20 protein-coding genes are annotated in these 21,410 nt (G+C 37.1%); 1 reads left to right on the plus strand and 19 read right to left on the minus strand.

Annotated elements, in window-relative coordinates; genetic code table 11:
* Positions 1-50: 50 nt before the first annotated feature.
* The 16 genes from RDV63_RS12250 to RDV63_RS12325 all read right to left on the minus strand — a co-directional run bounded on the left by RDV63_RS12250 (position 51) and on the right by RDV63_RS12325 (position 16,491).
* Positions 51-431: a four helix bundle protein gene (locus RDV63_RS12250; RefSeq protein ID WP_313909778.1), complete on the minus strand. Its 381-nt coding sequence runs from the start codon at positions 429-431 to the stop codon at positions 51-53.
* A gap of 146 nt (positions 432-577) precedes the next feature.
* Positions 578-1,126, minus strand: coding sequence for a sugar transferase (locus RDV63_RS12255; RefSeq protein ID WP_313909779.1), 549 nt, complete (start codon positions 1,124-1,126; stop codon positions 578-580).
* Positions 1,127-1,290: 164 nt separating this feature from the next.
* Entirely contained in the window at positions 1,291-2,070 is a 780-nt protein-coding gene (locus RDV63_RS12260) for an NAD-dependent epimerase/dehydratase family protein (RefSeq protein WP_313909780.1), read from the minus strand.
* 6 nt (positions 2,071-2,076) lie between these two features.
* On the minus strand, positions 2,077-2,871 hold the full coding sequence (locus tag RDV63_RS12265; protein WP_313909781.1) for a glycosyltransferase family 2 protein: 795 nt from the start codon (positions 2,869-2,871) through the stop codon (positions 2,077-2,079).
* Between the two features lie 57 nt (positions 2,872-2,928).
* Positions 2,929-3,996 carry a non-hydrolyzing UDP-N-acetylglucosamine 2-epimerase gene (gene wecB, locus RDV63_RS12270; RefSeq protein WP_313909782.1) on the minus strand — a complete coding sequence of 356 codons (1,068 nt, stop codon included), beginning with the start codon at positions 3,994-3,996 and terminating at the stop codon, positions 2,929-2,931.
* A 2-nt stretch (positions 3,997-3,998) separates the two neighbouring features.
* Entirely contained in the window at positions 3,999-5,111 is a 1,113-nt protein-coding gene (locus RDV63_RS12275; protein WP_313909783.1) for a glycosyltransferase, read from the minus strand.
* Entirely contained in the window at positions 5,101-6,336 is a 1,236-nt protein-coding gene (locus RDV63_RS12280; protein ID WP_313909784.1) for an O-antigen polymerase, read from the minus strand. Before RDV63_RS12280 ends, RDV63_RS12275 begins: the two co-directional genes overlap by 11 nt.
* Entirely contained in the window at positions 6,333-7,397 is a 1,065-nt protein-coding gene (locus tag RDV63_RS12285; protein WP_313909785.1) for a D-glucuronyl C5-epimerase family protein, read from the minus strand. Before RDV63_RS12285 ends, RDV63_RS12280 begins: the two co-directional genes overlap by 4 nt.
* Positions 7,394-8,647, minus strand: coding sequence for an oligosaccharide flippase family protein (locus RDV63_RS12290; protein WP_313909786.1), 1,254 nt, complete (start codon positions 8,645-8,647; stop codon positions 7,394-7,396). The genes RDV63_RS12285 and RDV63_RS12290 overlap by 4 nt, the downstream gene beginning before the upstream one ends.
* Positions 8,644-9,717 (minus strand): DegT/DnrJ/EryC1/StrS family aminotransferase, encoded by a 1,074-nt coding sequence (locus RDV63_RS12295; protein WP_313909787.1) that lies wholly within the window; start codon positions 9,715-9,717, stop codon positions 8,644-8,646. The genes RDV63_RS12290 and RDV63_RS12295 overlap by 4 nt, the downstream gene beginning before the upstream one ends.
* Before the next feature lie 7 nt (positions 9,718-9,724).
* The gene (locus RDV63_RS12300; protein ID WP_313909788.1) at positions 9,725-10,306 is read right to left on the minus strand and encodes an acyltransferase; all 582 of its coding nucleotides are present in this window, start codon (positions 10,304-10,306) and stop codon (positions 9,725-9,727) included.
* Between the two features lie 2 nt (positions 10,307-10,308).
* Positions 10,309-11,265: a Gfo/Idh/MocA family oxidoreductase gene (locus RDV63_RS12305; RefSeq protein ID WP_313909789.1), complete on the minus strand. Its 957-nt coding sequence runs from the start codon at positions 11,263-11,265 to the stop codon at positions 10,309-10,311.
* 78 nt (positions 11,266-11,343) lie between these two features.
* Complete coding sequence (gene tviB, locus RDV63_RS12310; RefSeq protein WP_313909790.1) at positions 11,344-12,633, minus strand: Vi polysaccharide biosynthesis UDP-N-acetylglucosamine C-6 dehydrogenase TviB; 1,290 nt, start codon at positions 12,631-12,633, stop codon at positions 11,344-11,346.
* A gap of 39 nt (positions 12,634-12,672) precedes the next feature.
* Positions 12,673-14,856: a polysaccharide biosynthesis tyrosine autokinase gene (locus RDV63_RS12315; protein WP_313909791.1), complete on the minus strand. Its 2,184-nt coding sequence runs from the start codon at positions 14,854-14,856 to the stop codon at positions 12,673-12,675.
* A 23-nt stretch (positions 14,857-14,879) separates the two neighbouring features.
* The gene (locus RDV63_RS12320; protein ID WP_313909792.1) at positions 14,880-15,335 is read right to left on the minus strand and encodes a low molecular weight protein-tyrosine-phosphatase; all 456 of its coding nucleotides are present in this window, start codon (positions 15,333-15,335) and stop codon (positions 14,880-14,882) included.
* A gap of 22 nt (positions 15,336-15,357) precedes the next feature.
* Positions 15,358-16,491, minus strand: a complete 1,134-nt coding sequence (locus RDV63_RS12325) for a polysaccharide export protein (RefSeq protein ID WP_313909793.1) — start codon at positions 16,489-16,491, stop codon at positions 15,358-15,360.
* 439 nt (positions 16,492-16,930) lie between these two features.
* Between RDV63_RS12325 and RDV63_RS12330 the strand changes: the two genes are divergently transcribed.
* A complete protein-coding gene (locus tag RDV63_RS12330; protein WP_313909794.1) occupies positions 16,931-17,614 on the plus strand; it encodes a transposase in 684 nt (227 codons plus the stop codon).
* Between the two features lie 61 nt (positions 17,615-17,675).
* Here RDV63_RS12330 and tviB (RDV63_RS12335) read toward each other — a convergent pair whose 3' ends face one another.
* From tviB (RDV63_RS12335) to wecB (RDV63_RS12345), 3 genes are all read right to left on the minus strand, one after another.
* On the minus strand, positions 17,676-18,953 hold the full coding sequence (tviB, locus tag RDV63_RS12335; RefSeq protein ID WP_313909795.1) for a Vi polysaccharide biosynthesis UDP-N-acetylglucosamine C-6 dehydrogenase TviB: 1,278 nt from the start codon (positions 18,951-18,953) through the stop codon (positions 17,676-17,678).
* A gap of 172 nt (positions 18,954-19,125) precedes the next feature.
* Complete coding sequence (locus RDV63_RS12340; protein WP_313909796.1) at positions 19,126-20,139, minus strand: SDR family oxidoreductase; 1,014 nt, start codon at positions 20,137-20,139, stop codon at positions 19,126-19,128.
* Between the two features lie 64 nt (positions 20,140-20,203).
* Positions 20,204-21,328, minus strand: coding sequence for a non-hydrolyzing UDP-N-acetylglucosamine 2-epimerase (wecB, locus tag RDV63_RS12345; protein ID WP_313909797.1), 1,125 nt, complete (start codon positions 21,326-21,328; stop codon positions 20,204-20,206).
* Positions 21,329-21,410: the final 82 nt, after the last annotated feature.

Genomic DNA, 21,410 nt, shown 5'->3' on the forward strand with positions numbered 1-21,410 from the left:
AGGGTTGAGTTTTTAGTGTTTAGTTGTAAAGCTAAGTTTTTAGTTATAAATTATTTAGGTTTAGTTTTATTATTTCTTTGGGTATTTTTTATAATGGTGGTTAGTATTTTAATTAATTCTTCGCTTTGTTCTAGTAGGCTTATAACATGTGGTTGGCTAATATCTAAATAGCCAGTTTCACATAATAGGTTTAGCCAATATTTAGTTTCTCGTGACTCTTTACTAGCAATACACATCTTGGCAATAAAATCAGCTTTAGACTGCCCTGCCTGAGCTTCATTTATATTGGCACCAATTGAAGTACCCGCACGCAACAACTGCTTAGAAAGCACATACTCTTTTTGCTCTTTACATAAGTGCTGATAAAGCTTAATTACCCTAACCGCAAAACAAAAAGACTTGTTAAGTACATTATTCGAATCAACAGGCATCCCTACCCCACAACCCCCAAATAAATATACTTATAGATCAAACCAAGCAATTAACAACAAAAATATAACATTTATTTCAAAATACACTGCTTTTAACTCAACATTCAGCACTAAAAATTCAACACTAGTAGCTTGCCTACGACAAGCTACTTAACCCTATCCCCACTGCCCTTGCCCGCTACCGTCATAAATATATATTTAAAGTAATCGGCTAAGGTTAAGCTTTCTAGCATCTTAGCGTCTGTTTCTGCTAACAGCACTGGGGTAGACATATCAATTTCGTTTACTTGGGCTAAACCAGTGATGCCAGGCCTAGCTTTTAATACACCGCGCTGTTCGCGCTCGGCTATTAATTCTTCTTGGTTAAATAAGCAAGGTCTTGGGCCTACTAGGCTCATATCGCCTAGTAACACATTCCACAATTGCGGTAATTCATCTAATTTAGTTTTACGCAAAAAACCACCGAATTTTGTAATAGAGCTAGTGCTGGCTAAATGGCTAGCAACGGATGCTGTGTCTACTTTCATGGTGCGAAACTTCACTAAAGTGAAAGGCTTTTTATTACGCCCTACTCGTTGTTGCATAAAGATAGGCGAGCCGGTATCGAATAAACCAATAATATATAAAATAACCAAAAATGGCAGTGCAAACACTAAACCAAATAATGAAAACAGAAAATCCAATAAACGTATCATTTGCAATCCAATTAGTAACTATTTAAAACAGCGGCGAATGCCTTCATCTAAAGAAATAGGCGGAGCCCAATTTAAGGTTTTTTTGGTATGTTCTATATCGACAGTTAATGAATTAGCCAACCGCTCTATCATAGCTTTTTTACCAACGGCAGAAGCCGCAAGCTTTAAAATAAATACAGGAACAGGAACCAATAAAGGTTTTTACCCGCAGCGATAATTAATTTTTCTAATAGCGCCGATGTTGAAACATCTTCATCATCACTAACTAAAAATGTTTCACCTGCTGCGTTAGGGTGGTCAACACAAGTAATAATTAAATCTATCAAGTTATCAATAGCGACAAAGCTACGCTGGTTATTTATAGAACCTAAAGGTAATGGCAAGTTTTTATTAGCTAACTTTAATAACAAACCAAAATTACCAGGTGCTGCTTTACCATAAACAAGTGGAGGACGAATAATAACCAACTCCATTCCGGTTTCAGCAGAGATTTTACGTAAACCAATTTCGGCATCATTTTTTGAAATAGAATAATTATCAGTAGGGCTCGATTTATCAGCTAAAGTAAAAGTTCTAGAATTGTGAGTTCCCATTACACCTATAGAGCTTAAAAAAACAAATCGCTTAACACCATTAGCCGCAGCTTGCTTGGCAAGCGAAAGCGTTGCATAAGTATTGCAAACTCTATAACCTTCTAAATCTGCTTGCTCATACTTATTAAACAGATGCGCTCTCGCAGCTAAATGGATAACTACATCAACATCGTTTAACGCAGCACTAAAATTGCTATCTGAAGAAAAGCTATTTACATAATAATGAAGCTCGTCAAAATTGTCAGCGAAAGCACCTCTTGAAAGACGTGCAGTTGTAAATCGTTCAGCAAGAAGAGCATAAAGCTTACTACCAATATAACCTGTTGATCCTGTAAGTAAAATCCTTGGCATATGTAATTAGCCTATAATATATTTGTTATAAAAATTCGTATGCTTCTTTTTTAGGTAAACAATGCTAAGGTAACAGAAAAGGTTATAACTTGCTGTAACATGATTGCAATTACCAACATCACGAAGAACTCGCCAGTAAAACTTAAAAGCATCAGACTTACTGCGAGATAGCGAACCAGCCCTTATTCTATAAAAACCTAAATTCTTATTTAAAGAATAGGCATAATCAAACTGCTTAAGAAGTTCAAGCCAAAGAGCAAAGTCTTGCCGCTTTTTTACTAAAGGCATATATATTTTACCATAAGGCTCAGTATCGTAAATAGCGGTTAAACAGCCAATATAGTTATGCTTCAATAAAGATTTAAAATTAACTTTTTCTGGTACTGCAATTTGCTCCAGTAAACTCCCTTGCTCATCCATAGTCGTATGCGAAGTAAATGAAAAACCGATATTATTTTCTTGCATAAAATTAATTTGATGCTCAAGTTTATCTGGCGTCCATAAATCATCCGAATCTAAGAAAGCTATATAACGGCCCTTAGCTTCAGATATAGCGACGTTACGAGAACCTGCACCGCCCAAATTTTTACTATTACGGATAAGTTTGATTCGATTGTCAGTCAGGTAAGGAAGGATACAATCAATAGTATCATCAGTAGAGCAATCATCAACTACCAGTAACTCCCAATTTTGAAATGACTGTGAAATCACAGAGTTGATTGAAGCTTTAATAAATTGACTGACATTGTGCGCTGGCATAATAATAGAGACTAGTGGAACATCTTGTTGATTAATATTCATCCAACCTTCTCCTAGGGAAACTTTTACAAAAACATCTTTAGCCAAACTAAAAATAACTCAGTAGTTTAATATTGAGTTAATAATTTTATTTGAGGCAAAACCATTCCCATATAAGTCAATACCATACTGATCATTGAATATATATTCATTGAATGCTGATAAAATATTTTTCTTATCCGCACCAGCTAATACATTAAAATTGTGATGTACGAGTTCAACCCATTCTGTTTCATCACGTAATGTAATGCATGGTTTTGAAAAAAAGAAAGCTTCCTTTTGTAAACCACCGCTATCAGTCATTACTAATTTACAGTTATCGATTAGCCAAACCATATTTAAATAACCAACAGGCGAAATAACTTTAATAGAAGAAGACAATTTAAATTGTAAACCTTCAAGCTTAGATTTAGTGCGAGGATGCAAAGGCAAAACAATAGGAATCGATTTAGCTATAATATTTAAAGATTCAACAATTGAAGTTAAACGATCAATACAATCTGTATTTTCAGCTCTATGAATGGTTGATAATATAAATTCACCAGTTAACTCTAAATTATTTGGTTTAACAGCAAGTCCTTTATAAAATAAAGCCCCATCTTGCATCACATCACCAACTAGCTCGACCCGCGCACCCCACTTTGAGACGCCTTCATTATCTAAATTTTGTATCGCAATTTTAGTTGGACAAAACAAGATTGAACTAATTCTATCGGTTAAAATTCTGTTTACCTCTTCGGGCATGGCCATATTAAATGATCTTAAGCCTGCTTCAACATGGGCAACTTTAATATGTAATTTAGAGGCAGCTATAGCACCAGCTAATGTAGAATTAGTATCGCCATAAACCAAAACCCAGTCTGGTTTTTCTTTCAATAAAACCTGTTCGATTTTTTCAATCATTTGTCCAGTCATGGCACCGTGAGAGTTGCCGCCAATGCCTAAAAAATATGTAGGCTTGGGTATTTGCATTTCATCAAAGAAAACATCGCTCATATTCGTATCATAATGCTGACCAGTATGAACAATAATTTCGTGTAAAGTATCGCACTTTGAAATCTCGCGACTCACAGAACCAGCTTTTATAAATTGTGGCCTAGCACCTAATATAGTAACAATTTTTAACACTTCTAAATCTCCTTATATAACGTCAATAATGTTTTCTCTTCAGCTGCCCAATTATATTTAAGTTGCACGGCTCTTAAACCATTCTTCCCCATTCTATTTGCATCTTCAGGGTTGCGAATTATAAAATTAATTGCATCTGCAATTGCTTTAGGGTCTGTAGGTTCTACACAAATCCCACACTCTTCCCCTTCAACAAGTTCACGCCACATCGGAAAGTTAGAAGTTATAATAGGTAAACCTGCAGACATATATTCAAACATTTTATTAGGCTGTGCATCAATATGATTAGGATAATCATGAAATGTTACAATTCCTGCTTTCGAACGCCCTAAAATTTCAGCGGCAAATGTACGATCAATAAACCCTAATTCATTAACTTGTTCCCATGCTTTACAACTCTTTACTTCTTGTTCAATATGAGGCTCAGAAAAGCGACCTGCCAAATTGAGTCTCACACAGGGTGCACTAGGCAGTGCTAAAATCACCTCCTTTATCCCTCTAATTTCTGTTATCCCACCTAAATAACAAACTTCATCAGCTTTTTCTGACCATAAGGTATCATTAAATTGATTAAGCTCACCTATAATAGGGTAGTTGTTAATGTTATATGATTTACAATTTAATTTAGATAATTTACTAGTAATAGAGGGTGTAGCTCCAACTAAAGCATCAAATTTACTCAAACTAAATTTCTCATAAAATTCAAAGAGTAATGGTAGGATTTTTTTAAAAAAAACATTTAAATATGGCTTTGACTTTAGTTGTTTAGGTAAATCCTCATGTGCATCAAAGACAACTTTAAATCCTTTTTTCTTTAGCTTTAAACCTATAGGAATTAACTCCGGATCGTGTAAATGATAAACATCAGCTTTCAACTCTATAGCTTTATTATAAACAAGTTTAGTTGTTTTAAGCATACGCGACAATCGCCCTACACTTAAACCTACGTCATATATGGTAACACCTTTGTCACTTAACTCATCCCCTTTGCCATCAGCAACAATAAGTGAAACATTTTTGCCTGACATTGCTAATGAGTTACACATTTTCAGAAATATACGCGTATCGTATCTTGGGTGAACCGATGTTACGTGTACTACACTATTATTTTTCATATAAAAAACTCTTCTTAGGTAATAATTTATATAGCATGACAAGTAAAAGAACCCAAAGATAACCATAACTATTCAACACTATAGTAAATTCACTCAGATAAAACATAAAAGAAATAAAGCCTAGCAAAACAACGATTAGATTATCTTTACTATGCAGCATATACTGAATAAAAACACTTGTAATAAAAACAAAAAAACATATAAACACATAATAAAGATACTTTAAATAATAAGGGACATTAAGATTAGAATTCCCTATAAGTCCAGTAACCATTGTGCAATCTTTACCTACAAAGTAATTACAAGCATTTAGGTCAGCTCTAAAGTATTCACCACCAAAAATGTAAGTATAATAAACACTTGTCCTATAGTTATCATTAAAATCATATAAATACTCATAACCTGCAGAAATTGATATTGGAACAGCCACTAAACGTATAATAAAAACTTCAGCAATATCAATAAAATCACGCTCTATAGTAACCATATATGTTCCATAAACGATAACTGTAAATGAAAGTAAAATAAAAGCGAACCCTAATAATAAGTGTCTAACTTTAAGCGTACGCAAATAAACACCAGCAATAAAAAAAGCAAGTACAAAAACAATAGCTGTTTTTGATAAAGTAAGTGTTGATGTGAAAACAAGTGGCAGTAGCAATAAAAAATTAAACTTAAACCGCCCTATTAAAAAAGCTACAACTGGGTTTATAATATAAAGAAGAAAGTAAATAACTAACAAGTTTGAGTTTTTATAAAAAACCTCTCTATAATAAGACATTTCTTCAAAACTATAAACCCCAACATTAAACAGAGGTGAATTCAATATCGGCACAGTATATAAAAAGAAAGCAGAAATTATTAATAGAAAAAAATAACAAACCCAAAATGAAGCGCTAGAAATGTTTTTCTCGGAAGAAATTGTAATTCCATCATAAAAAGTCTTGTTTCTTTTTTTTTGAAAGAGTGACAATATAACAACAACCCCACCAACCACTAAAATATCGTCAAAAACCAAATTAATCCTATCAAGTTGATAATTCAGCATAGCCATTCTATCACTATAAAAAGAACTTAAAAGAAAACCTAACAAACAAAAAATAAAATAACCTAAACTAAAAAAATTAAAAACTGTTAGGCTATACCTTTTATAGTTTAAATTCAAAAAATAAACAAAAAACATTAAAAAAATTAAAATAACAATCTGCTCAAAATAAAGCATCACTTACGCACCACCTTAACAATACCGTATATTAGTAGATAAAATGATACTAAAAACAATATAAAAACACACAAAAGGTGCAGCACCATCACTTGAAAAGTGCCATTGTATATTGCTACAAAAGTATAAGGAATATAAGTCCTATCACATTTAATTTCAGCACAAATATAACTATCATCTTTAGCAAGTTCATATAAAATAGCAAAATTAATATTATTGTATTTTATATTAGCTAAATTATTTAACCTGTCGTAATAACTCCAATTTTCAAAAAAATATAAAGGCAATACATCAACAAGACCCTGCTTCAAAACCGGATGTAATGGGTCTTGTATTTCATTATAAAGTTCATATGATTTTATATTGAGGTAAGCGTAATAACCGCCATTTAAAACGTAGGCAAAATCACCTTTACCTATCTCCTCGCTTGCATATTCGATTATGAATTTATTATCACTGTCCATACTCCCTCCTTCGTAAACACTTGCAGTTAACGAAGAGTAGAATTTATCGGCTAATATTTTGTATTCAATATCACCAAAATATATATATGCACGAAGCATTAAGTTCATAGCTAAAGAGTCAGTCAAACCAGACCACCAAATAGGCTTTAATACTCCAACTTTTAAATTATTATATTTCCACTCAAAATCATATGGAAGATGAATGTTTCCATTTAGTTCAACTACATTACCTTTAACCCATTCAACAGTATTCATAAAGTTATCTTCATTAATCAAACTTAATGGCGGTTGAACATTCCAGTACTTTTGAGTTTCATCTTTGTACCATACAAGATGCTTATTATTATCCTTAACATTCATCACAACACTATCTGAATATCTTAAGCCATAGTGAACAACGTAATATGGAGATATAAATTGACCTTGACTTGCACTTGTTGAATGAGGAATTCCTTTAGAGTTAAATTTTCGAACAGAAAATTCTTGATGTACTATAAAATTTCTAACTTTGGTATTAAACTCATTAATTTCATACTCAAAACCTATAAATATTAATAAAGAAATCAATAATGATACAATGAAAATTAAAAAATGTTTCACTTCACTCTCAACCTATTAATTGGATGTATTAAAACTAACAATTGTATAAAATACCCAAGAGTAATTATTGCGACTAATAGCACATAAAAGCTAATAGCATTACTACCTATGTATTGATACAACAACAAAAAAGAACATACAAAAAGCAACTTAATAAGCTCTGTAAGGAGCAGTAGTTTCTGAACGCCTAACAAGTTAAATAACTGGGAAATTGACGAGATTGTTAATATTGGTATAGTTAAAAATATAACTATTGATATAACATCTAAGATACCATTCCAATTTTCAGGCTCGTACTTCAAAAGTAATGGATATAGTAAATGATAAGAAAAAACTATTAATAAACTTACTGAGAATAAGACAAAAATTGTATTTCTGATCAGTTTAATTTTATTCTCACTTTCGATTTGTACAAATTCTGCGACAAAAGCTTTAGATACTGATTGAGATAGCATTCCTATAGGAATAGTTATTATTCTATTTGCCATAAAATATAAGCCTGCTGCTTTTAAATCCACAATAGTTGCCATGAATAAGATAGGTAAATATTGAGTTAATGCTGAGAGCAAGCTTGCGGGCATAGCAAAAAAACTATAAGGTTTTAGACCTATCCAATAATTCTTCCAACCACTTTTAATTTGTTTAGTATTTATTTTTGAAAGGAATTCAAAAATTGTTGAACTCATCAATATAATTTGACCTATTCTCGAAAGAAACTCTGCGTACCAAAGGCCATATACGAGTTTAATATTACCAAACAGTATTTGAAAAAAAATCAAAAACACTGATCTTGCAACATTAGTTTGTGCCAATTTAAAAATTTTATTTTTGTTTACAAACATACTTGATGTTAACTGGCAAACATTGTAAGAAATTACAATCAAAAAAATATATATAAACTCTTCTACCGAAAAGTAATATTTCGTGTAATTATTCTTAAAAAAGTAATTACTAACTATAATCAAAATAAAAATTATAGTGGTTAGCAACATTATTGAAAGTATAATTGATTTAAAGTAAATACTAATATAATGTTTATTATTTCTTTCTAGGGACAGGATATACGCATCACTTTTAAGTAATGTAATAATTGCCATTATTGAAACTATCGAAAATACAATTCCAAACTTTCCAAAGTCTTCTGGATCATAAAGAAGAGAAACAGTAGGCAAGCTTAACAATAATATAACTTGTGATATTACATTACTTCCGAGTAATCCAGATATATTTTTGATGTATCTAAATTTCATACTGTCGATATGTAGCCATGCATCGGCAAACTAAAAACACTACTCGCTAACTTCTCAGCTATAGGAAAGTCGCCTTGCTGATAACCTAGTTTGCTAAATGCGGTTTGCTGATGCATGCAAGTGCCATAATAAATCATGGTAGGAATACCTTTAGCTTTATACTCTGCCATTACAGCATCGCGATTATTAGAGATAAGGGTATATTGCGCCCATGAACTAACAAAATCTATAGGCACCTGTGGTGTTTTAAATTTACCCGCTAGTTCTTTCTCATAGTTATCAGCTGCTTTATTGCGATTAATTAACTCTGTTGGAAATTCAGCTAGCTTCTCCAATAAAACGGCAGCTTGTATTGTATCTAAACGACTATTCATACCTATACGAACATTATCGTATTTGTCTTTACCCTTACCATGAACACGATAAGACCTTATTAGTTCGGCGTATTCATCATTATTAGTGAATATAGCACCGCCATCGCCGTAACAACCTAGAGGTTTTGCAGGAAAGAAGCTTGTAGTTGCTATATCACCAAAACTACCTGCCCGCTTACCATCTATACTGCCACCGAAGCCTTGGGCGGCATCTTCAACAAGTTTAAGGTTGTACTTTTTAGCAATTTTTTCAATTTCAGGGTAGTTTGCCGGAAGTCCAAAGAGATCGACAGCTATAATCGCTTTAGGTTTTAATTTGCCTTCCGCGATCGTTGCCTGTATCCGTTTTTCTAGATCTTGCGGGCAAATATTAAAAGTTGCTTCATCTGAATCAACAAAAACTGGCGTAGCACCCTCAAAGGCGATTACTTCTGCGGTAGCGAAAAAAGTAAAGGTTGGGCAAAATACGGCATCACCTGGCTTAACGTCTAATACCATCATGGCAAGCGTTAAAGCATCAGTGCCATTTGCACAAGTAATAGCATGTTTAACACCGACATATTCAGCAAGCTTTTGTTCAAGCTCTTGTACTTCTGGGCCCATTATATAATGGCCATGATCTAATACTGTTTGAATACGTTTATCTATTTTTTGTTTTAAATGCTGATACTGCGCTGCTAAATCAATAAATTGCATGATATTACTACTCTTGAATTAATTTTAGGCTTGTTCCTGATAACAGATAGGTATCACCTGTGTGCTGACACTTTTCAGTTCCTTCACCTGATAAAGGCAAGGATAACTGTTCGCCGTATTTACTTATCCAGCCTATTTGCTTAGCAGGTACCCCAACCATTAATGCAAAAGCCGGAACATTTTTATTTATTACAGCGCCTGCCCCCACTAAGGCGTACTCGCCAATAGTTACACCACAAATAATGGTGCAATTCGCGCCAAGGGTTGCACCGCGCTTAACGTAGGTATCACGATATTCCGTTTTACGCTCTATAAATGAGCGTGGATTATATACATTGGTAAACACCATGCTAGGGCCACAAAACACATCATCTGCTATATATACATTGTCATATACAGATACATTATTTTGTATTTTCACGTTATTGCCGATAGTGACTTTATTGCCTACAAAAACGTTTTGGCCTAATGAACACTTATCACCAATTACAGCACCTGAACAAACATGGCTAAAATGCCAGACACGGCTATCAACACCAATTTGTGCGCCATCATCAATAATGGCGCTTTCATGTTTATAAAACTGCATAATTAGCGAATTACCTTAGCAACAAAGGGGTGAACATCAGACTTGTTATTAACTGTATCTTGCTTTCTTATTTGGCTTACAATCTCAATACTTTTACGGGCTTCATCTAAACTAAAACCGCCGCCATTTAAAATATGCTGATAGCTAACTGTATGTAAGTCAGTAAAACCACCTGAGAACTCAATTTCTTTACCATCTACAGTTATAGATCGGTAAGTTCTCTGGCCTGCAGCTTTAACACTTTCGGGGATATAGTTGTAATTTACTGATAAAAACCAACGTACTTTAGCATGCTTAAATTCTAAATAACCTGCACTAGAATCAGCTTGTTTTAGGTGGGCTTCATTTTTAACTAGATCACCAAATACCCAACCTAACATGTCATAAAAATGCACACCAATATTAGTCGCAATACCACCTGATTTTTTATCATCACCTTTCCAAGAGGTGAAATACCAATGGCCCCGGCTTGTTAAATATGTTAAATCGACATCAAATACTTTATTAGGGTTTTTAGCTACTTCTGCAGCTACATATTCTTTAAGCTCAATAATACTAGGGTGTAACCTTAATTGCAGAATATTATAAACTTGCTTACCTGTTTCTTCTTGAACTACTTTTAATGCGTCAATATTGTGAGGGTTTAGAACTAAAGGTTTTTCACAAATGGCATGAGCACCGTGACGCAAAGCAAAGCGGATATGCGAGTCATGTAAGTAGTTTGGCGAAGCAATGCTTACGTAATCTATTAAGGTGCCTTTTCTTTTTAATAAATCTATATGGCGATCAAAGCGCTCATACTCCACAAAAAAATCTGCTTCTGGAAAATAACTATCAATCACACCGACCGAGTCATTTTTATCCATAGCCGCTACTAGTGTATTACCTGTATCTTTGATGGCTTTCATATGGCGAGGGGCTATATAACCAGCGGCACCAATCATGGCAAATTGTTTCATTCTCAATCCTATAGAAATCACTAAATTAAAATATGTAAATTACTAGTCAAGCTTAAAGCTTTGTTTGAGTCAGCAAGCTTATAAACGAATATCAACAGACTCTTTAGGTAACACATACTTTAAATCGTATAAAATGTGCTGCCGTTTACCTAAAGTTTTAATTTTATCCGGCCCCATCTGTTTAAACTGATCATGACCAACAGCTAACACTATTGCATCATAAGTACTTTGTTTAGGATTAGGCGTTAACGTTAAACCATACTCGTGCTCAGCTTCAGATCCTGAACACCAAGGGTCTACAACATCTACTTCTATGTTGTAGTCTTTTAGCTCAGTAACAATATCCACCACTTTGGTATTACGAATATCAGGGCAATTTTCTTTAAAGGTAAGCCCCATAACTAGCACTTTAGCGCCATCGACCTGAATCCGTTTTTTAAGCATATTTTTTACTAGTTCCGATACTACATGCTTAGCCATACCATCGTTTAAGCGGCGACCAGATAATATAATTTCAGGATGATAACCAATAGACTGGGCTTTGTGAGTTAAATAGTAAGGGTCAACACCTATACAGTGGCCGCCTACTAAACCTGGACGAAAGGGTAAAAAGTTCCATTTAGTGCCAGCTGCTTCTAATACTTCTAAAGTATCAATACCAAGCTTATTGAAGATTATTGATAACTCATTAATTAGGGCAATATTAACGTCACGCTGGGTGTTTTCAATTACCTTAGCGGCTTCTGCCACTTTAATTGAGGATGCTTTATGAGTACCCGCAGTGATAATTGATTTATATAACTGATCTACCGTTTCAGCAACTTCAGCATTTGAACCTGAGGTCACTTTTAGTATATTCGTTACACGGTGTTGCTTGTCGCCTGGGTTAATACGCTCTGGTGAATAACCGGCAAAGAAGTCTTTGTTGAATACTAAGCCAGAAACCCGTTCTACTACGGGGATACATACTTCTTCTGTTGCACCAGGGTAAACTGTTGACTCATAAATAATAATATCGCCTTTAGTTACTACCTTACCTAGCATTTCACTGGCTTTTACCAGTGGTGTTAAGTCTGGTTGTTTATGCTCATCTATTGGCGTTGGCACGGTGACAATATAGATATTACAGTTAGCTAAATCGGCAGCATTATGTGAATAGCTTAACTGCTCTGTTTGCTGTAATTCTTGGTCGCTGACTTCTAAAGTTGAGTCATGGCCAGCTTGTAATTGCTCTACCCGGCTTTTATTAATATCAAAACCTAGCGTTGGATATTTTTTACCAAATTCAACGGCTAATGGTAGGCCAACGTAACCTAAACCAATAATTGCTATACGTGCTTTTGTTAAAGAGCTAATTGAGCTATGCATCCGTTGCATCTCCGAACTAAAAACTGATTAAATTAAAATTTAAGACTGATTATCCGACTTATAAGCATAACCATACTGATACTGGTATTGATAACCTGATGCGCGGCGTTCTACACCATTTAAAATAACGCCTTTAATGGTTATGCCGTTCTTTTCAAACCTTTGTACTGTGTGTTGCATTTCGTTAACTGGGGTTTGGTCAAAACGGGCTACTAATAAGCTAGTGCCGGCATAGTGGCCAATAATGGCAGCGTCGGTTACGGCTAGTATTGGTGGGGTGTCTATTAGTACGTAATCGTAGTCTTTTGCTGCTTGTTCTAATAGCTGTTTCATGCGGTTGTGCATTAATAGCTCGGCAGGGTTTGGTGCTGCTGTGCCACGTGAGATAAAGTCTAAACCGGGTATATTGGTGACTTGCACTACCTTTTTATAATGTTCGATGCTTTTAGTGTTGTCGGCTACAAAGTCTGACAAACCAAAGTCATTTTTAACGTGCAGCATTAAGTGGCTGTAGCCACGGCGAATGTCACCGTCTATATACAGCACTCTTTGGCCGCCGGCTGCTAGTACAGCCGCTAAGTTAGCGCTGATAAAGCTTTTACCTACCGCTGGGCTGGGGCCTGATACCATAATAATATTGTTTCTGGCTTCTAGCATGGCAAAGTGCAAACTGGTACGTAAGCCACGCAATGCCTCGATGGCTAAATCGGTTGGGTCTGCCTTGGCAAGTAATAGCGCTTTATTAGCGGCTAATTTATTCTTTTTACCTATTAATCGGTGCTTTTTATTAAAAGCTTGCTGTTGTTCTGAAAGTGGCACTGAGGCGTAAACGTTAATGCCTACGTCTTCTAGCTCATCGGCACTTTGAATGCCCCGGTTTAATGCAGCGCGTACTAAGACTAAAGCCACGGCTAGCATGCCACCTAGTATAGTTGCCATAACCACTATTAATGACTTTTTAGGCGCTACTGGTAAAATATTGGTTTCGGCGTGATCTAAAATTCGCACGTTGCCAACAGTGCCAGCTTTTAAAATATTTAGCTCTTGCATCCGGTTTACTAGTTGTAGGTAAATTTCTTGGTTTACTTCTACATCGCGGGTTAAGCGTAACACTTGCTGCTGGGTTTCGGGCAGATCTTCTATTTGGCTGGTTAGCTTTGCTTGTTCGGCCATTAAGGTTTGCTTTTGGCTAATAAGCGACTGATAGCTTGGGTGCTGCTTGGTATATAAGCGGCTAAGTTCGGTTTCTTTAATTTGCAGCTCGTTAAGCTGGCGTTCTACTTCTATTACTTGGCTTAATATGCCTGAGGTTTCAAGCGATAAGTCTACCGACTTACTTTGTAAACGGTATTTATTTAACTGCTCTTCGGCTTTGGTTAAATTGCGCTTTATATCAGGTATTTGCTGATTTAAAAACACTAGGCTTTTTTCTGCTTCGGCAGCATTACGCTGAATGTTTTGCAGCATATATTCTTCGGCTATGGCATTTAACACATTTTTTGCCAGTTGCTTATTATCATGCTGAATGCTGGCGGTTAAAATGCCTGTTTGCTTACCGCGCTCTGACACATTTAATAGTTGTTGCCAGTCGTTGATAGCTTTTAAGCGGTTAATTTTAGTTAGGCTATAGCTTTGGGTGTTAGCTAGGTTTGCCGCACTAATATGTAAAGCCCAGTCGTCGTCTGTTGCTAGCTGGCCAACTTCACCTGCTAATACAGTGTCGTAATTAGCATCGCTAAGGCGAAAGCTATTGTCTTTAAAAGCTAAGTTTAATTTTTGGCCTATATATTTTTTAGGCACTGTAAACTGTTTAATAATTAATTGATCTTGCTCTGGGCTACGGCGGGCTAAAAAGCCGCCTATAACCGGCATATAGTTAGGTGTGGCTATAGTGGTTAAGTCTAATTGGTCTACCACGCTGCCTATAATCATGCGTGATTTAATAATTTCTATTTCTGTTGCAGCTTCGCTTTCGCCTGCAAACATTTCACCCATTTCGCCTAACATTGGCATGCCAGTTGATTTTTTTTCTACTTGCAAAAGCGCATCGGCACGGTAGATAGGCGTTGCTAATAAGGCATAGCTTACACCCACTACGCAAAATATGGCTGTAATAGCAATAATTAGCCATTTATGATCTAGCAGCTGGCCAAATAGCCGAGCCAGATCGATTTCATTGCTGGTATTTTGCATTGAATTTTGAGAGTTGGATGCTTGTTGCATTATGTCATAACCCTATGAGTAAATTAGTTTAGCTTAGTGCACCAAGTTGCCACTGCAGCATCTATTAGTTGATAAACGTGCTGGTAGACTTCTTCGCTTTTTTTGTATGGATCGGGAATATCTTTACTGCTGGTGTTGGTAAGCCACTGGCCTAGCAACATAGTTTTGGCGTGTGCCTCTGGGTAGCGCTTGGCAATAATGTTTCGTTGCTGAGCTTCCATTACTAATATTAAATCGTATTGGCTTATCAGCTGTTGGTTTAATTGTTGCGCTTGGTGCTTGGGACTAATTAAACCGTTTTGAGCGGCAATTTGTTTAGCTGTGGCATCCATGTCCCAGCCTGTACCATCACTATGAATACAGGCTTGTAAACCAGCTGAGGCGATATGTTTATGTGGTAACTTTTGTTTAAGTAAAAATTCGGCTGTTGGACTACGACAAATATTACCTAAACATACCACTAAAATATTATTAAACATTATTCTCCTTCTTTGTTATTTGCTACTTAAGATCGCTTTGAAAACGACCAATTGAGTATAAACCCGTAATTGATGGCAATAATTGACTGATTACACGGTTCCAACGCGCAACCGGTGCTGCGGTAACATAAATAACATCGCGCTGTTGTAACTGAAATTGTTCGGCCATTATAAGCGCAGTAGCGTTTTTAGCATTTAACTGGAACACATCGGCTAAACGACCACTATCAGCTGCAGCTTGGCGAATAACAAATACGCCAGAAGCATCGGCTGTTTGCTCATATAAACCACCTGCTTCTGCTAAGGCTTCGGCTAGGCTCATACCATTGCGACCCATTAAGTAGCTTTTTGGCTGCCGTACTTCACCTAACACAAACACTTTATTGTCGTCGTTACGGGCAACATGCAAAACGTCATTACGCTTTAGCATAATGTTTTGCTCGGTATTACCTTGTTGATATAGCTTGCGTAAGCTAAATTTTTGCTCTTTGCCATCGCGCAATAAACTTACTTGCTCCCAGTTAGCGGCTTCGGTTAAACCACCTGAGGCATTAATGGCTTCTATTAAACTGGTTGGAACGTTAGTTACTGGTAATACACCTGGTTTTTGTACCTCGCCAGTAACATAAATACGTTGGCTACGAAAGCTAGCCACAGTAACATCAACTTGCGGCTTTTCAATGTATTTACCTAAATGATGGGCTAATAAATAGCGAATTTCGGTTACTTTTAAACCTTCAACTTCTAACCAGCCAATATAAGGGTAAAAAATACGGCCATCATTATGCACCCAAGTACCAGCATCTTCTGGGCTACGCATTGAACCTGCCGGTATGGTTAGTTCTGGATGTTCCCAAACGGTAATATTAAGAACATCACCGCGACCAACTCGATAGTCGTAATCTTTTTGTTCTTGCTCAAAGCTAGTGTTAGCCACTAAGTCTGTAGCGGGTTGGCGCATTAATTTGTTTTCGGCAATAACTTGTGGGGTAATATTATAAAATTTTATTTTATTATCTAACCCTGGCGCGGCTTCATCTGACTTAACAAAGCTACCCGGTGCTAACATACAACCACTTAACATAAGTACAGCACAGCTAGAAACGATTGCTTTAAGGGGTGTTTGACCAAAAAACAATTTGGAAAACAATGTCATAAATAGCTACCTTTTTTATATACACAAACTAGTGCCTCTGAATTATTAAAATCAGAATTATTGGCCATTATTTAAAGCGCGTAAGTATACCCTAAATAATTTTATTTGTATTAATAATTACAGTTTTAAGTGCACTGTTTAGTGCTTAGAATTTAACACTACTTGCCATTCAGCGTAATACAGCTGCACTGCAAGCTTTCCTGCCACGGTGGTAAAGTTATCCCATATTGCTGTTGTATTTTTTGACCGCTTAGAACACTAAAGTTTGGCCTTGCTGCTGACCAGCTTTTGTGAATGCATATTTCCCCCCTTTAAAAGGGGTCAGAGTGATTTTTAAGAGACATAGATACATAAAATCACTCTGACCCATTTTATTGCATTAATTATTTGCTTGGCTATATTTTACAAGTAATACCAATTAAATTTACAATAAATAAATATGGCGCGTAGAAAGAGAATTTTAATAACTGGAATGCCTTACCATGTTGTACAGCGTGGTCATAATCGCGCTAATTGTTTTTATGATGAGGCTGATAAAGCCTGTTATTTGTCTATATTGGCTAGACACCTTACTGCTTATGGAGTGCAATTACATGCCTTTGTATTGATGAGTAATCATGTTCATTTGTTATTAACGGCTAACCAAGATGGCATGATTTCAAAGCTGATACAGAATTTAGGGCGTGATTATGTTCATTATTTTAATAAGCGCTATCAACGCGTGGGGACATTATGGGATGGTAGATTTAAAGATAGTTTGGTAGACACTGATCAATATTTTCTTACTTGTCAGCGTTATATTGAGTTAAACCCTGTTCGAGCCGGTATGGTTTTGCACCCTGCTGATTATCATTGGTCTAGTTACCACGCTAATGCTAGCGGAGTAAATATTAGCATTGTTACTCCGCATCGGGTGTACTTAAACTTAGCTGACACTTTAGAGCAACGATTAGTAAATTATCGGGCGTTATTTGAGCTTGGTATTTCTGATAAAGATCTTAATGCCATTCGTTCGGCGCTTAATCATAATTATCCTTTAGCGGATGAAGGTTTTATTGCTGCACTTACTAACAAATATAATGTGAGCTTTGGCCGCAGGCTTAAAGGCCGGCCATGTAAATAAAAGGGCACAAAAAAGGGGTCAGAGTGATTTTAAGTAAATCACTCTGACCCCTTTTTATTGGTTACAACCGGAGATCACAATCATTAGCCGGTAGGATGTACTTTAAGTCGTATAGTACGTGTTCTGGTTTCATTAAGGCTTTAATGCCGCTGATGCCTAGTTCGCGAAATTGATTATGGGCTACAGCGACGATAGCGGCGTCGTAACTGGCTGGGTTAGGTTGTTTTACTAGCGTTATGCCGTATTCGTGTTCGGCTTGGGCTGTGTCTACCCATGGGTCGTAAACGTCGGCTTGGACGCCGTATTCGGCGAGTTCGGTTAGCATGTCGACGACTTTAGTGTTGCGAATATCTGGGCAGTTTTCTTTAAAGGTTAAGCCCATTACTAGCACTTTAGCGCCTGAGACATGAATGCGGCGTTTTATCATGGCTTTTACTAGTTCGCTTATAACATAGCGGCCCATGCTGTCGTTGATGCGACGGCCGGCTAAGATAACCTCGGGGTTATAGCCAATAGATTGCGCTTTATGGGTTAAGTAATAAGGGTCAACCCCTATGCAGTGGCCGCCAACTAAACCTGGGCGAAACGGTAAGAAGTTCCATTTAGTGCCTGCGGCTAATAGCACTTCTTCGGTATCTATGCCCAACTTGTTAAAAATAACCGCTAATTCGTTAATTAAAGCGATATTTAAATCTCGTTGGGTGTTTTCTATTACTTTGGCCGCTTCGGCAACTCGGATAGAGCTGGCTTTGTAAGTACCAGCAGTAATAATGCTGGCATAAAGCGAATCAACAAAAGTGGCTATTTCGGGCGTTGAGCCTGAAGTGACTTTTTTAATGGTGGTCACGCGGTGTTCTTTATCGCCCGGGTTAATACGCTCTGGGCTATAACCGGCAAAAAAATCAACATTGTATTTAAGGCCTGATACCCGTTCAATAACCGGAATACAGTCTTCTTCGGTTGCACCTGGGTACACAGTTGATTCGTAAATAACGATATCGCCTTTTTTAACCACTTTACCTAAGGTTTCTGAGGCTTTTATTAACGGCGTTAAATCGGGCTGGCGATGTTTATCTATTGGCGTTGGCACAGTAACTATATAAATATTGGCTTGTTTTAAATCAGCTACTTGGCTGCTAAAGCTAAGCTGGCTAGCTTGCTTTAATTCCTCTGGGCTTACTTCTAAGGTATGGTCTTCACCTTGACTTAACTCGGCAACCCGAGCTTGATTAATATCAAAACCCATAGTTGGGTAATGCTTGCCAAACTCAACCGCTAACGGCAAACCGACATAGCCTAAACCGATAATAGCGATATTTACATTTTTTAATGCTGTCATTCTGAATTATCCATAAATATTTGTTAAAAGCAGTGACGGGCAGCTGCGTTGCTGTGACTAGTTACCTTTAGTAACAGTGACTAGCTCACTAGGTGAGCAGTGACCGTTCGCAAAGCGAACTAGTTACCTGTCACCGCTTGCGAAGCAAGCTCGTCACTCAACAAAAAGCTGACTAGTCAGCTTTTTGTTGCTGCACATACCACGGCATTGCTTGTTTTAAACCGTCTAAAATTCTAAATTCTGGCTTGTAGCCTAATATTTGTTTGGCTTTGCTGATATCGGCTTGCGAGTGGCGTACGTCGCCGGCGCGGAAGTCTTGGTAATGCGGTGCGCGGGCGTATTGTACGTTATTTTCAGCTAGGCATTGTACTAAAGCATCAAACAATTGGTTTAGTGTGGTTCTGTCACCTACTGCGACATTAAAGACTTCACTTTTTTCAATTGGGCTTAGTGCGGCGCGTAAGTTGGCTTGTACCGCATTGGCCACAAAGCAAAAATCGCGACTGGTTTCGCCATCGCCATTAATTTTTACTTCTTGGTTGGCTATCATGGCGGCGGTCCATTTGGGGATAACAGCAGCATAAGCACCGTTGGGGTCTTGCCTTGGGCCAAAGACATTAAAATAACGCAAGCCAACACTATGAAAACCATAAGTACGTGAGAAAACATCGGCATACAACTCGTTAACGTATTTAGTTACCGCATAAGGCGATAAAGGCTTGCCAATATTGTCTTCTACTTTAGGCAGCGCTGGGTGATCGCCATAAGTAGAGCTTGAAGCAGCATAAACAAAACGTTTAACTTTAGCCTCACGCGCAGCTTGCAGCATATTTAAAAAGCCGCTGATATTAGTATCATTAGTTGCGATAGGGTCGTTAATTGACCGTGGCACTGAGCCTAAAGCGGCTTGGTGCAGCACATAGTCTACGCCTTCGCAGGCTAACTGGCAGTCGCTTAAACTGCGAATATCGCCTTCAATAAAACTAAAATTTTGCCATTGCTGTTTGCTGACTAACTGCTGCACTTGATGCAAGTTATGTTGATGACCAGTAGCAAAGTTATCTAACCCTACTACGGTTTGATTATATTTTAATAAGGTTTCTACTAAGTTAGAACCAATAAAGCCTGCACAGCCAGTAACTAACCAACGAGCATTTCCTTGCTTTAGGTTTGCAATAATATCCATTTATGTCCTCTATTTGTATTTTGTAGCAACTGTTCTGGTTAACTTGTTTAGCTAGCTGTTTTGGCTAACTTTTTTGGCTGATAACATCAATAATACGCTGACAAGCATTGCCGTCACCATAAGGGTTATGGGCAAAGCTCATACTGTCGTAATAGGCTTTATCTGTTAGAAGCTTTGTTACTTCTGTGACTATTTTATCTTTATCTGTGCCCACTAGCTTTACTGTGCCAGCGTCTACTGCTTCTGGCCGTTCTGTAGTGTCGCGCATAACTAATACTGGTTTACCTAAGGATGGCGCTTCTTCTTGAATGCCGCCCGAGTCGGTTAAGACTAAGGTGCTGCGGCTCATTAAGTAAACAAAAGGTAAATAGTCTTGCGGCTCGATTAAATGCACATTAGGCGCATCAGCTAATAAACGAAATACTGGCTCACGCACGTTTGGATTTAAATGCACTGGGTAGACTAAGTCACAATCTGGAAATTGTAGCGCAATTTGCTTTAAGGCGGCACAAATATTGTCAAAACCGGCACCAAAACTTTCACGGCGGTGGCCTGTTACTAGCACTAAACGTCGGCCGTCTTGGCCATAAGGAAATTGCTTAGCAAACTGGCTTGATAATTCTGGGTTAGCATCAATTTTTGCCACTACTTGCAACAAAGCATCAATAACGGTATTACCAGTAACGGCAATATGGGCTGGGTTAACGTTTTCGTTTAATAGGTTTTGTTTTGACGCTACGGTAGGAGCTAAATGATAACGGGTAATAGCGCTAGTTAATTTACGGTTAGCCTCTTCTGGCCAAGGGCTATAAATATTGCCGGTGCGCAGCCCTGCTTCAACATGACCTACGGCTACTTTTTCATAATAACAAGCTAAGGCAGCAGCAAAAGTAGTACTAGTATCGCCATGCACTAAAACCACATCGGGTTTAAAGTCCTGCAACACAGGTTTAAGGTTTAATAAAATGCTAGTAGTAACGTCGTATAAGTCTTGGCCGGCTTTCATTATGGCTAAGTCGTATTCTGGTGTAATATCGAACAGCTTTAATACTTGATCAAGCATTTCACGATGCTGGCCAGTGACGCAGACGCGGCTTTCTATATGGCTTTGCTGCTTTAATAAGTTAACTAAAGGTGCCATTTTAATGGCTTCTGGCCGAGTGCCAAACACACTTAACACTTTTAACATTATTACGCCTCATAAAATCAATAGCATAAAGCTTACCAAAAGCCCTTTTAAAGCGATAGAGCAAACAGGTAAACTAGCGGTT

Origin of the sequence: Rheinheimera sp. MMS21-TC3, from assembly GCF_032229285.1 — a bacterium.
Classification (GTDB): domain Bacteria; phylum Pseudomonadota; class Gammaproteobacteria; order Enterobacterales; family Alteromonadaceae; genus Alishewanella.

Coding starts and splice junctions, on each gene's coding strand:
- RDV63_RS12250 (WP_313909778.1), bottom strand. CDS start 431: ATGCCTGTTGATTCGAATAATGTACTTAACAAGTCTTTTTGTTTTGCG.
- RDV63_RS12255 (WP_313909779.1), bottom strand. CDS start 1,126: ATGATACGTTTATTGGATTTTCTGTTTTCATTATTTGGTTTAGTGTTT.
- RDV63_RS12260 (WP_313909780.1), bottom strand. CDS start 2,070: ATGCCAAGGATTTTACTTACAGGATCAACAGGTTATATTGGTAGTAAG.
- RDV63_RS12265 (WP_313909781.1), bottom strand. CDS start 2,871: ATGAATATTAATCAACAAGATGTTCCACTAGTCTCTATTATTATGCCA.
- RDV63_RS12275 (WP_313909783.1), bottom strand. CDS start 5,111: ATGAAAAATAATAGTGTAGTACACGTAACATCGGTTCACCCAAGATAC.
- RDV63_RS12290 (WP_313909786.1), bottom strand. CDS start 8,647: ATGAAATTTAGATACATCAAAAATATATCTGGATTACTCGGAAGTAAT.
- RDV63_RS12295 (WP_313909787.1), bottom strand. CDS start 9,717: ATGCAATTTATTGATTTAGCAGCGCAGTATCAGCATTTAAAACAAAAA.
- RDV63_RS12300 (WP_313909788.1), bottom strand. CDS start 10,306: ATGCAGTTTTATAAACATGAAAGCGCCATTATTGATGATGGCGCACAA.
- RDV63_RS12305 (WP_313909789.1), bottom strand. CDS start 11,265: ATGAAACAATTTGCCATGATTGGTGCCGCTGGTTATATAGCCCCTCGC.
- tviB (WP_313909790.1), bottom strand. CDS start 12,633: ATGCATAGCTCAATTAGCTCTTTAACAAAAGCACGTATAGCAATTATT.
- RDV63_RS12315 (WP_313909791.1), bottom strand. CDS start 14,856: ATGCAACAAGCATCCAACTCTCAAAATTCAATGCAAAATACCAGCAAT.
- RDV63_RS12320 (WP_313909792.1), bottom strand. CDS start 15,335: ATGTTTAATAATATTTTAGTGGTATGTTTAGGTAATATTTGTCGTAGT.
- RDV63_RS12325 (WP_313909793.1), bottom strand. CDS start 16,491: ATGACATTGTTTTCCAAATTGTTTTTTGGTCAAACACCCCTTAAAGCA.
- RDV63_RS12330 (WP_313909794.1), top strand. CDS start 16,931: ATGGCGCGTAGAAAGAGAATTTTAATAACTGGAATGCCTTACCATGTT.
- tviB (WP_313909795.1), bottom strand. CDS start 18,953: ATGACAGCATTAAAAAATGTAAATATCGCTATTATCGGTTTAGGCTAT.
- RDV63_RS12340 (WP_313909796.1), bottom strand. CDS start 20,139: ATGGATATTATTGCAAACCTAAAGCAAGGAAATGCTCGTTGGTTAGTT.
- wecB (WP_313909797.1), bottom strand. CDS start 21,328: ATGTTAAAAGTGTTAAGTGTGTTTGGCACTCGGCCAGAAGCCATTAAA.